Consider the following 10259-nt stretch of genomic DNA (forward strand, 5'->3'; position numbering starts at 1 on the left):
CCCTCCTATTAGATCGATTGAAATTGGCCCTGACGCAGGACGCGGCTACTCTGCCTCCCGGCCCATGCGGCGCGCCGTGTAGCGCTCGATGGCCGACAAACCGTCATAGATCAGCACGGCAAGTGCTGCCACGATCAGGCCGCCCTGCAGGATGAAGGCGAGATTGTTGGACAACAGCCCGGCGATGATCACTTCGCCCAGCGTCTTGGCTGCCACAGTCGAACCGATGGTGGCGGTGGCAAGGCTGATCACCACCGACAGCCTGATGCCGCCGAGAATGATCGGGGCGCTGAGCGGCAATTCCACCTTGGTGAGCCTTTGCCAACCGGTCATGCCGGCGCCGCGCGCCGCTTCGACGACATTGGCAGGCAGCGTCGTCAGGCCGGTCAGCGCATTTTCGAAGATCGGTAACAGGCCGTAGAGAAACAGGGCGATCAGCGTCGGCTTCTCGCCGAAGCCGACGGCCGGCACGGCAAGTGCCAGCACCGCCACCGGCGGAAAGGTCTGGCCGATGTTGACCAGGCTGCGCGACAGCGGCAAGAATTCGGCGCCGGCCGGCCTGGTGACCAGGATGGCAAGCGCCACCGCAACGATGGTTGCGGCCACCGTGGCCATCAGAACCGTGCGCAAATGCAGCAATGTCAGCGTCAGCAGGCTGCCTTGGTTGTAGATCACCGGCGCATTGTTTTCGGTCAGCGGCTTCAGCAGCGGCTCGAACCAGCCGGGATTGGTGACGAAGGCAACGAGCAGCACCACCAAGGCCAGCCTGAGCAACGATGGAAGCCAGGCCTTCATGCCGGCCTCGCCGCGCGTTTCACCAGACCGTCGACCGTGACGCGGCCAAGCGGCTTGCCGTCGGCGCCTGTGACCGGCAACGCGGGCCGGCCCGACCACAGCAGTTCGGCCAGCGCGTCGCGCTGGCTGGCGTCGCCGGGGATCGCTTCGCCTTCGGCGGAGCCCTTCTCCACGGCGTCGCGCACGCGACCGAGCGACAGCAGCCGGAATGGCCTTTCGCTGGCGCCGACCAGGGTCTCGACGAAGGCGCTTGCCGGCTTCGCCAGGATCTCGGCCGGCCTGGCGTATTGCACCAGTTTGCCGGCATCCATGACCGCGATCTTGTCGCCCATATGCACGGCCTCTTCCATGTCGTGGGTGACGAGGATGATGGTGGTGCCGAAGCGCTTCTGGATCGCCAGCAGATCCTCCTGCGCCTTGGTGCGGATGATCGGGTCGAGGGCGCCGAACGGTTCGTCCATCAACAGCACGTTGGGCTCGGCGGCGAGTGCGCGGGCAACGCCGACGCGCTGCTGCTGGCCGCCGGACAGTTCGTGCGGATAGCGCGGCCCGAAGGCTTCGGGGTCAAGCTGATAGAGCGTCATCAGCTCGTCGACCCGGGCCTTGATACGGTCCTTGTCCCAGCCAAGCAGCACCGGCACGGTGGCAATGTTCTGTGCCACCGTGCGATGTGGAAACAGGCCGTGGCCCTGGATGGCGTAGCCGATGCTGCGGCGCAGCTCGTAGCCGGGCAGCGAACGATTGTCGGCGCCGTCGAGCTTGATGATGCCCGAGGTCGGCTCGACCAGCCGGTTGATCATGCGCAGCAGCGTTGTCTTGCCGGAACCGGACGTGCCGACAATGACGGCGATGGTGCGCGGCTCGATGACCATCGAAACGTCATCGACCACTGTTGTCGCGTCATAGCGCTTGGTAATGCCTTCGATCTCGATCATGCCGTTTCAACCCTGCGCCTGGTGGCGGTCATTTCGATCACCGCATCGAGGATGATGGCGGCGGCAAAGGCGAGCGCGACCGTTGGCACCGCGCCGAGCAGCACAAGGTCCATCGCCGTCTGCCCCACACCCTGGAAGACGAACACGCCGAACCCGCCGCCGCCGATCAGCGCGGCAATGGTGGCGAGGCCGATGTTCTGCACCAAGACGATGCGGATGCCGGTGAGGATGACAGGAAAAGCCAGCGGAAACTCGACGCCGAACAGGCGCTGCCTGTCAGTCATGCCCATGCCGCGTGCGGCGTCGTTGGCGGCGCGCGGCACGCCGGCGAGACCGACCACGGTGTTGGCCACCACCGGCAGCAGCGAATAGAGGAACAGCGCGACGAAGGCGGGTGCGGTGCCGATGCCCCGAATGCCGAGCGCGGCGGCCCCCGGCACATGCGTGGCCACCCAGCCGAGCGGCGCGATCAGCAGGCCGAACAGCGCGATCGAGGGAATAGTCTGGATGATGTTGAGTACGTTGAGAACGCCGGCGCGCAGATTTTCGACGCGATGGCACAGGGTGCCGAGCGGCAGGCCGACGATCACCGCAGCCGCCAGCGAACCAAGCGCCAGCGTCACATGCTTGGAGCCCTCCGCCCAGAAACTGTCGGCGCGGTTGAAATATTCCTTCAGGATCGACAAATTGTCCCAGCTTCCCGAAATCAACAGCAGCCCTATCGCCAAAGCCGCGACCACAAGCACGCCAACTCGTGCCACGGGCGACAGGTTCAGCCGTGTCAGCACATCGGCGAGCAAAAGCGTGAAGGCAAAGATCAGAATCCAGAAACCGGAGGCTGGCGAAACTCTCGCAAAGGTGTTGCCCTCCGGCGTGAGAAATGTTCCGGCGACGCCGATCAGCAGCGCGAGCGCGACAAGCGCCACCACGCTGGCGGCAAGGCGCAGCGCAAGCGGTGTCTTGAACAGCGCGATGAGTGCTGCGGCGACGACGATGACGAGCAGCAGCGTCCCGGTGGTTGTCGGCAGCGCCTCGAGAATCGAGCGCGCCTGGCCGGGGACGATGCGGTTGGCGCGGAACGTGGCAAAGGGCGCGGCAAAAGCCGCGTAGGCTGATATCGCGGCGATGACCACGCCGAGCTTGTCGAAGCGGATGTTCACGCCCTCCCCCGTCAGTCGATCCGGCGCGCCACGAAAGCGGCGCGCCGGAATCGTCCTACTTCAGGAAGCCGTTCTTCTTCAGGAAATCCTCGGCGACGCCCTTGACCGGCTCGCCGCCGACCTGCACGCGACTGTTCAGCTCCTGCAGCGTGACGAGGTCGAGCTTGGCGAAGACCGGCTTCAGCAGCGTCTCGATCTCGGGATGTTCCTTCAGCACCGCTTCGCGGATGATCGGCGCCGGCTGGTAGACCGGCTGCACGCCCTTGTCGTCGTCGAGCACGACGAGCCCGGACGGTGCGATGCCGCCATCGGTACCGTAGACCATGGCCGCATTGGCGCCGTTGGTCTGGTTGGCGGCCGCAGCAATGGTTGCCGCCGTGTCGCCGCCCGAGAGGGTGATCAGTTGGTCCGGCTTCAGCGTGAAGCCATAGGTGGTCTGGAAGGCCGGCAGTGCAGCCGCCGAATTGACGAACTCGGCGGAAGCCGCCAGCACCACCTGACCGCCGCCCGCGACATATTTGCCGAAATCGGTGAGCGTGGCGAGCTTGTTGGTTTCGGCGACTTCCTTGCGCAGCGCGATCGCCCAGGTGTTGTTGGCGGGCGACGGCGACAACCAGACGATCTTGTTGGCGTCGTAGTCGAGCTTCTTGGCCGTTTCATAGGCCTTGGCGGCGTCTTTCCAGACCGGGTCATCGGCCTTCTCGAAGAAGAAAGCGGCGTTGCCGGTGTATTCGGGATAGATGTCGATCTCGCCGGCGGTAATCGCCTTGCGCACCACCGGCGTGCCGCCGAGCTGGATACGGTCCGATGTCTTGATGTTGTTGGCATTGAGGACGAGCTGGATGATGTTGCCGAGCACGCCACCCTCGGTGTCGATCTTCGAAGAGACAACTACCTGGGCATTGGCGGAAGTCACCGTGATGCCGAACGCCAATGCCGCGCCGGCCAGAAACTTGACTGAAAACATTGTGAAACCCCTTGCTATGAACCGAAACGCGATGACCGCATATGAGCATGGCTTCAACGGCCAGTCGGGGCACACGGTTTCATAACAAGGGGGATCAGCGCAATATTTTTGTTCGGAAGGGCGATTTTGAGGCGACGCTGGCGATCTGCTGCCATCTGGCGGATAATGCCGTAGGGTGCGGGTGGCAAAACACGGAGAGCGTGTCATGGCCATACACAAAGTCGGCTACCTCATTGGAAGTCTTGCCCGGGAATCCATCAACCGCAAGCTCGCGAAGGCGCTCGTTCAACTGGCTCCTCCGGAACTTGAAATGACGGAAATCGCCTTCAGGGATCTGCCCCTTTACAGCTACGATTATGACGCGGATTTCCCGCCGGTCGCCCGGGATTTCAAAAAGGCGATCGCCTCCGTCCAGGCCGTCCTGTTCGTTACCCCGGAGTACAACCGCTCGATTCCTGGCGGATTAAAGAACGCGATCGACTGGGCCAGCCGCCCCTATGGAAAGAATTCATTCGCGCGCAAACCGTCCGCCGTCATCGGAACATCGCCGGGCGCCATCGCAACCGCTGTCGCCCAACAAAGCCTGCGCAGCGTTCTGAGCTTCTGCAACTCACCCCAGATGAATGCGCCGGAAGCCTATATCCAGTTCACGCCGGGGCTGATTACGGACGACGGCGAAGTGACGGTCGAATCCACCGAGGACTTCCTACGCAACTACATGGCTGAGTTCCACATGTTCATAGCGCGGGTGCTCCAAGTGTTGCCGCCGGACGCATAGGTTTGCGTCAAGCCGGGCGCGCGCTTGTCACCTTCAGCGCGCCGAGCGCCACGAAGCACAGGACGGTGACCGGAAAGACGATCCAGTTCAGCATCTCCCAGCCCCAGGCGTTGTAGACCATGCCCGACATCAGCGAGGCGCAGGCGACGGAGCCGAACAGGACGAAGTCGTGGAAGCCTTGCACCTTGCCCTTTTCCGACGGCCGGTAGGTGGAGGCCACCATTGCGGTCGCGCCGATGAAGCCGAAGTTCCAGCCAAGGCCTAGCAGGATCAGCGACGTCCAGAACTGCCACAGCGCCAGGCCCGACAGAGCGACAATGGCGCAGCCGATGAGCAGGATCAGGCCGGTGGTCACAATGCGTTCGGCGCCGAAGCGATGGATCAGCGAGCCGGTGAAGAAGCTTGGCGCGAACATCGCCATGACGTGCCAGGAGATGCCGAGCGTCGCGTCGGTCTCCGACAGTCCGCAGCCGACCATGGCCAGCGGTGCGCCCGTCATGACGAAGCTCATCAGCGCGTAGCTGCCGACCGCACAGAAAAGCGCGGCGACGAAACGCGGCTGCGTGACGATTTCAGCCAGTGGCCTGGCATCGCTGTCGGCGATCTCCACCTTGCCGGATGCTTTCGCCGGTAGCCGCAGGAACGACAGGATGATGGCGCCGACGGCGGCCAGCGGCAGGATGGAGATGAACGAACCGGCAAACATGACCGGCGCCAGCGATTCGCGGGTGAAGATGACAATCTGCGGCCCGAGGATAGCGGTGACGATGCCGCCGGCCAGCACGAAGGAGATGGCGCGCGCCTTGAATTCCGGCGGTGCGTTGTCGGCGGCGGCAAAGCGGAACTGCTGGACGAAGGCGCCGCCGACACCGATCGTGAGCAAGCCAAAGGCAAACAGCCAGAAGCTGCCTTGAAAAAGCGCAAGCGTGGCGACGAGGCCGCCAAGCGCCGTGACGATGGTTCCGGTCATGAAGCCGCCGCGCTGGCCCATTCTGCGGATGATGGCCGCTGCAGGCAGCGCGCCGAGCGCCACGCCGATGTTGAAGCCGGTGACCGGCGCTGTCGCCAATGATTTGTCGGGACCAAGCAGATATTGCCCGGCCAGCGCGCCCACGGAGATGGCGATGGGAGCGGCCGAGCCGATGATCGCCTGCGAGGCGGCCAGGATCAGCGCCGTGCGGCGCGCCTCCCTGCCTGCCTCGACGGCGATTGCCGTCATGATGCGTCCTTGCCTCGCCCCTCGCCACGCACCCGGCGTGACACACGGTCGAGCACGGCATTGACCAGCTTCGGCTCGTCTTCCTCGTAGAAGGCCTTGGCGATGTCGACATATTCGGAGACGATGACTGCGACCGGGACATCCTCGCGCTTCATCAGTTCGTAGACGCCGGCGCGCAGGATGGCGCGCAGCGTCGAATCGAGCCGCGACAGCGGCCAGTCCTCGGTCAGCGCCTGGCGGATGATCGGATCGATGGTCTTCTGGTTCTCGACGACACCCGCCAGGATAGCGCGAAACCATTGCGCATCGGCCTCGCGATACAGCGCGCCGTCGACTTCCTTGCCAAGGCGAAACGCCTCGTACTCGGCGGTGATCTCGAAGACACCGCTGCCGGCGACATCCATCTGATAGAGCGCCTGCACGGCGGCAAGACGGGCAGCGCCGCGCTTGTTGGCGTGGCGCATCGCGGGCTGCCCGGGCGACGCCGGTTCGCTCACGATCGCGCTCCCAATTGTTCCTTGAGGGCAATCATGGTCAGGGCCGCACGCGCGGCAAAGCCGCCCTTGTCGCCTTCCGAGCGCTTGGCGCGAGTCCAGGCCTGGGCGTCATTCTCGGTGGTGAGGATGCCATTGCCGATGCAGACCGAGTCCTGCACGCTCAAATCCATGAGCGCACGGCTGGATTCATTGGCGACAATGTCGAAATGATAGGTGTCGCCGCGGACGACGGTGCCGAGCGCGACAAAACCATCATAGTCTGTGCCGCCTCCCGTCGCGCCGTCCAGTGCAAAGGAGATCACCGCGGGGATCTCGAGCGAACCTGGAACGGTGACGACATCGTAAGTCGCGCCCGCTTCATCGAGCGCGCTTGTCGCGCCGTCGAGCAGCGCGTCGGCAAGGTCGTCGTGAAAGCGCGCTTCGACAATGAGCAGATGCGCCTTCGCCTTCGGACGAATGAAGGCTTTGCCGTGTTGGGATGTACCAGCCATAAAAGTCTCCGGGGAGTTGCCGGTGACTTAGGCCGAAGCCGGGTTCATCGCAAGCGGAAGATTGTCCACGTTGCCGAAGGTCCGCAGAACTTATTGGTTTCCAGTGCTCACACGCCTGTATTGTGACGGTAGCGACGCACGGTATCGCGCAGACGATCGTTCACCGATCGAGGATTGATCAAGGCTTCAACGAAGACTCTGCTGTCGTTAACGGACAGATCGAGTTGCGAGTGATCTTCGGTGTTCACATCGGCCTGCACCTCACGCATCAACTTGTCTTCCTGCGTGGAATTCACCCTGTCCTTGGTCATCAAAGCCCCTCTTTCGCCGCCTCGACCAGCCGCGCTGCGTAGCGGGCCATGGTGTCGATCTCGAGATTGACGCGGTCGCCGACCTTGCGCTCGCCCCAGGTGGTCACGGTCAACGAGTGGTGGATCAGAAGCACGTCGAAGCGCGTGCCTTCGACCTTGTTGACGGTCAGCGAGGTGCCATCGAGCGCGACCGAACCCTTGGGCGCGATGAACTTCGCCAGATCGCGCGGCGCCTCCAGCGTGAAGCGCACCGCGTCGCCCTCATCCTTGCGCTCGATGATCTCGGCCATGCCGTCGACATGGCCCGAAACGATGTGGCCGCCGAGTTCGTCGCCAATCTTCAGCGCCCGCTCCAGATTGACCTTGGTGCCGGATTTCCAGCCCGAGGCCGTGGTCAGCCGCAAGGCTTCCTCCCATGCTTCAACCTCGAACCAGCGCGCATTCGAGCCACTGTCGGGCAAGGCCGTCACTGTCAGGCAGACGCCGCCGCAGGAGATCGAGGCGCCGATGGCGACGGTCTGCGGGTCATAGGCTGTGTCGATGCGCAGCCCCACCCCTTCCCTCAGAGGTTTGACGGAAGCGACAGTGCCGACATCGGTGACAATTCCGGTGAACATCGGTGTTGATCCTAAAAATCTCTTATCCACTCGGCGTAGCTGTCTTCGCCAAAGCGCATCTCGCGCAGCTTGCGAAAGCCTGCCGGGATATGGTCAGCGTCAACAGGCGATGCAATGCCGTCATCGCCGATCGCTTCCGGTCCCTGGAACAGCACAATGCGGTCGACCAGTTCGTCGGCCAGGAAGGCGCTCGCCACCCTGGCGCCGCCCTCGACCAGCACGCTTGCCATGCCGAGCGCGGCCAGATCCTCGAGCAATTCCGGTAGTGCTACGCCGCCTTCATGGGTCTCGGTGCCGATGAAGCGAACGCCGGCGCGTTCGAGTGCTGCCCGCCGCAGCGGATCGGCCTCCAGGCAAGCGGCGATATAGAGCGGCACCCGGTCGACGCCCGAAACCAGTTTCGAGGCCTCCGGCAACCGGATCTGGCGGTCGAGCACGATGCGGGCAGGCGAACGGTTCTCCAGCCCCGGCAAACGCACCGTCAGGGCCGGATCGTCCTCAAGGGCCGTGCCGATGCCAACCAGTATGCCGTCCGCCTCGGCCCGCATCAGATACACTTCGCGGCGCGCGATATCGCCGGTGATCGACACCTGTCCCTCGCCTTCCCTGCCGATCTTGCCGTCGCTGGAAAGCGCAAGCTTGAGAATCACTTCCGGGCGTTTTCTCAACGAACGAATCAAATAGCCGGCCATCTGCTCGGAGGCTTGCTCGGCCAACACCTTCTCGACCACCTCGACACCGGCGGCACGCAGGATTGCGTAGCCCTTGCCGGACACGCGCGAATCGGGATCGCTGGCGGCACCGACGACGCGCACGACGCCGGCATTGACCAGCGCATTGGCGCAAGGCGGCGTGCGGCCATGGTGGGCGCAAGGCTCCAGCGTGACGTATGCGGTGGCGCCGCGCGCGAGATCGCCGGCCTCGGCCAGGGCCTCGGTCTCGGCATGCGGGCGTCCGCCGACGGCGGTGACGCCGGTACCGACGATCATCGGACCGTTGCCGTCATCGCGTACGATCAGCGTACCGACAGACGGGTTGGTCGCGGTGCGCCCGGCATTTTTTCGCGACAGTCTGAGTGCCGCCGCCATGAAGCGGCGATCAAGGGCGGCCTGTTCGCTTGCAGTCATGCTCAGCTGGCTTCCTCTTCACCCTTGATTTCGTCCCCCTTCAACTCGCCCAGCAATTCGTGGAAATCCTTGGCCTCGCGAAAATTGCGGTAGACCGAGGCGAAACGGACATAGGCGACATCGTCGAGCGACTTCAGCGCTTCCATGACCAGCCGGCCGACTTCTCCCGAAGCAACCTCCGTCTCGCCGGAACTTTCGAGCTGGCGCACGATACCGGTCACCGCGCGGTCGATGCGCTCGGGATCGACATTGCGTTTGCGCACGGCGATCTCCACCGAACGCAACAGCTTGTCGCGGTCGAAGGGCACTTTGCGCCCCGATTTCTTGACCACGACGAGGTCGCGCAACTGCACGCGCTCGAAGGTGGTGAAGCGGCCGCCGCAATCGGGGCAGACGCGCCGCCTGCGGATCGCTGCGCCATCCTCGGCGGGGCGCGAATCCTTCACCTGCGTATCTTCCGACTGGCAATAGGGACAGCGCATGGAGAAGCCTTTGGTTGGCGAATCTGGTGAAGCGAAAGGCTTAGAGGTTTTTGCAGCGATGGCAAAGTGTCGCCAACAGCCCCTCGCCCTTCAGAGATAGCGAGGCGCGAGCAGGATTGCCAGCCTCGCCCAGCAGCCGCACACCGTACCGATGTTTTCAGGGAGCTACGTCGGCGGTCGGAAAACCGCACGATGCGCCGAGACTGCGATAGGCCTTGGTGAAGCCGTCCATGGATATGCTTCCAACCGGCGCATCGCCGAAGGAGACGTCAAGCACCGATGCCCGGCGCATGGCGCGCAGAAGCGCCAGGCTAGTCTTGGCTTGGTTGTCCGCGGTCCAGCTGAGCCGGCCGTTGACGGCGCCATCGGAATGCAGCTTGGCAGTGACGCGGCCCTTGTCGTCGCCGAAAGTGGCGGCAACCGACTTGCCGGCCGGCAAGGCCTTGTTGTCGACGGCGATCGTTATGGACGGGTAGGCATCCGGCGGCAGTGCATCGCCATTCGTGATGATGAGCGTCAGAACGCCGCTCTCGCCGCCAGCGCCGATAAAGGCGGTCGAGGCCGCGCAGGTCTTGCGCAGATCCTCACCAGTGTCGATCTCGTCGACCAGGGTCGACCATCTGCCGAAGGTTTCGAGCTTGGGTGCCGCCTGGGCGGGCGCCGCGGTCTCGGCCTGAGGTGCGGGTTGCGCGGGCGCGGCTGGAGCAGAGGCGGTTTGCGCCAAGGCGATGCCGGGGAAAGGCACGGCGATCAAAGCGGCCAGAGCGCCAACGGCGCCAAGGTCGGCGAAACGAAATGGTCGCATCATCAAGGCTCCTGCCGGTCGCCCCGGCCTGCTGAAACGACGCTTGGCGTTGCAGCAGGCGGTAAGACTTCCTAT

The 10259-nt window shown here is 64.0% G+C and carries 13 protein-coding genes; 1 reads left to right on the forward strand and 12 read right to left on the reverse strand.

The annotated features are described in order from the left end of the window. Nucleotides 1-45: 45 nt before the first annotated feature. Genes EN943_RS13605 through EN943_RS13620 form a run of 4 tightly spaced genes read right to left on the reverse strand, consistent with a single transcriptional unit; the run spans nucleotide 46 to nucleotide 3857 of the window. Nucleotides 46-795 (reverse strand): ABC transporter permease, encoded by a 750-nt coding sequence (locus tag EN943_RS13605; protein WP_127412988.1) that lies wholly within the window; start codon nucleotides 793-795, stop codon nucleotides 46-48. Next, nucleotides 792-1730, reverse strand: coding sequence for an ABC transporter ATP-binding protein (locus tag EN943_RS13610; protein ID WP_127412989.1), 939 nt, complete (start codon nucleotides 1728-1730; stop codon nucleotides 792-794). Before EN943_RS13610 ends, EN943_RS13605 begins: the two co-directional genes overlap by 4 nt. Next, complete coding sequence (locus EN943_RS13615; protein ID WP_127412990.1) at nucleotides 1727-2890, reverse strand: ABC transporter permease; 1164 nt, start codon at nucleotides 2888-2890, stop codon at nucleotides 1727-1729. The genes EN943_RS13610 and EN943_RS13615 overlap by 4 nt, the downstream gene beginning before the upstream one ends. A 55-nt stretch (nucleotides 2891-2945) precedes the next feature. Next, entirely contained in the window at nucleotides 2946-3857 is a 912-nt protein-coding gene (locus tag EN943_RS13620) for an ABC transporter substrate-binding protein (protein WP_127412991.1), read from the reverse strand. Nucleotides 3858-4062: 205 nt separating this feature from the next. Here EN943_RS13620 and EN943_RS13625 point away from each other — a divergent pair, with 205 nt between their 5' ends. Further along, nucleotides 4063-4635 (forward strand): NADPH-dependent FMN reductase, encoded by a 573-nt coding sequence (locus tag EN943_RS13625; RefSeq protein ID WP_013532242.1) that lies wholly within the window; start codon nucleotides 4063-4065, stop codon nucleotides 4633-4635. 7 nt (nucleotides 4636-4642) lie between these two features. On the opposite strand, the gene EN943_RS13630 is transcribed toward EN943_RS13625, so the two are convergent. From EN943_RS13630 to EN943_RS13665, 8 genes are all read right to left on the reverse strand, one after another. Further along, on the reverse strand, nucleotides 4643-5854 hold the full coding sequence (locus EN943_RS13630) for an MFS transporter (protein ID WP_127412992.1): 1212 nt from the start codon (nucleotides 5852-5854) through the stop codon (nucleotides 4643-4645). Next, complete coding sequence (nusB, locus tag EN943_RS13635; protein WP_013532244.1) at nucleotides 5851-6351, reverse strand: transcription antitermination factor NusB; 501 nt, start codon at nucleotides 6349-6351, stop codon at nucleotides 5851-5853. The genes EN943_RS13630 and nusB overlap by 4 nt, the downstream gene beginning before the upstream one ends. After that, a complete protein-coding gene (gene ribH / locus EN943_RS13640) occupies nucleotides 6348-6842 on the reverse strand; it encodes a 6,7-dimethyl-8-ribityllumazine synthase (RefSeq protein ID WP_127412993.1) in 495 nt (164 codons plus the stop codon). Before ribH ends, nusB begins: the two co-directional genes overlap by 4 nt. A 107-nt stretch (nucleotides 6843-6949) precedes the next feature. After that, entirely contained in the window at nucleotides 6950-7153 is a 204-nt protein-coding gene (locus tag EN943_RS13645) for a DUF1778 domain-containing protein (protein ID WP_127412994.1), read from the reverse strand. Then, the gene (locus EN943_RS13650; protein ID WP_127412995.1) at nucleotides 7153-7770 is read right to left on the reverse strand and encodes a riboflavin synthase; all 618 of its coding nucleotides are present in this window, start codon (nucleotides 7768-7770) and stop codon (nucleotides 7153-7155) included. The genes EN943_RS13645 and EN943_RS13650 overlap by 1 nt, the downstream gene beginning before the upstream one ends. Before the next feature lie 11 nt (nucleotides 7771-7781). Continuing rightward, the gene (gene ribD / locus EN943_RS13655; RefSeq protein ID WP_127412996.1) at nucleotides 7782-8897 is read right to left on the reverse strand and encodes a bifunctional diaminohydroxyphosphoribosylaminopyrimidine deaminase/5-amino-6-(5-phosphoribosylamino)uracil reductase RibD; all 1116 of its coding nucleotides are present in this window, start codon (nucleotides 8895-8897) and stop codon (nucleotides 7782-7784) included. A gap of 2 nt (nucleotides 8898-8899) precedes the next feature. Beyond that, nucleotides 8900-9379 carry a transcriptional regulator NrdR gene (nrdR, locus tag EN943_RS13660; protein ID WP_023810227.1) on the reverse strand — a complete coding sequence of 160 codons (480 nt, stop codon included), beginning with the start codon at nucleotides 9377-9379 and terminating at the stop codon, nucleotides 8900-8902. A gap of 157 nt (nucleotides 9380-9536) precedes the next feature. Beyond that, nucleotides 9537-10187 (reverse strand): hypothetical protein, encoded by a 651-nt coding sequence (locus EN943_RS13665; protein ID WP_127412997.1) that lies wholly within the window; start codon nucleotides 10185-10187, stop codon nucleotides 9537-9539. Nucleotides 10188-10259 lie beyond the last annotated feature (72 nt).

The organism is Mesorhizobium sp. M7A.F.Ca.US.006.01.1.1 (assembly GCF_003997935.1).
GTDB lineage: Bacteria > Pseudomonadota > Alphaproteobacteria > Rhizobiales > Rhizobiaceae > Mesorhizobium.

Coding starts and splice junctions, on each gene's coding strand:
- EN943_RS13605 (WP_127412988.1), bottom strand. CDS start 795: ATGAAGGCCTGGCTTCCATCGTTGCTCAGGCTGGCCTTGGTGGTGCTG.
- EN943_RS13610 (WP_127412989.1), bottom strand. CDS start 1,730: ATGATCGAGATCGAAGGCATTACCAAGCGCTATGACGCGACAACAGTG.
- EN943_RS13620 (WP_127412991.1), bottom strand. CDS start 3,857: ATGTTTTCAGTCAAGTTTCTGGCCGGCGCGGCATTGGCGTTCGGCATC.
- EN943_RS13625 (WP_013532242.1), top strand. CDS start 4,063: ATGGCCATACACAAAGTCGGCTACCTCATTGGAAGTCTTGCCCGGGAA.
- EN943_RS13630 (WP_127412992.1), bottom strand. CDS start 5,854: ATGACGGCAATCGCCGTCGAGGCAGGCAGGGAGGCGCGCCGCACGGCG.
- ribH (WP_127412993.1), bottom strand. CDS start 6,842: ATGGCTGGTACATCCCAACACGGCAAAGCCTTCATTCGTCCGAAGGCG.
- EN943_RS13645 (WP_127412994.1), bottom strand. CDS start 7,153: ATGACCAAGGACAGGGTGAATTCCACGCAGGAAGACAAGTTGATGCGT.
- EN943_RS13650 (WP_127412995.1), bottom strand. CDS start 7,770: ATGTTCACCGGAATTGTCACCGATGTCGGCACTGTCGCTTCCGTCAAA.
- ribD (WP_127412996.1), bottom strand. CDS start 8,897: ATGACTGCAAGCGAACAGGCCGCCCTTGATCGCCGCTTCATGGCGGCG.
- nrdR (WP_023810227.1), bottom strand. CDS start 9,379: ATGCGCTGTCCCTATTGCCAGTCGGAAGATACGCAGGTGAAGGATTCG.
- EN943_RS13665 (WP_127412997.1), bottom strand. CDS start 10,187: ATGATGCGACCATTTCGTTTCGCCGACCTTGGCGCCGTTGGCGCTCTG.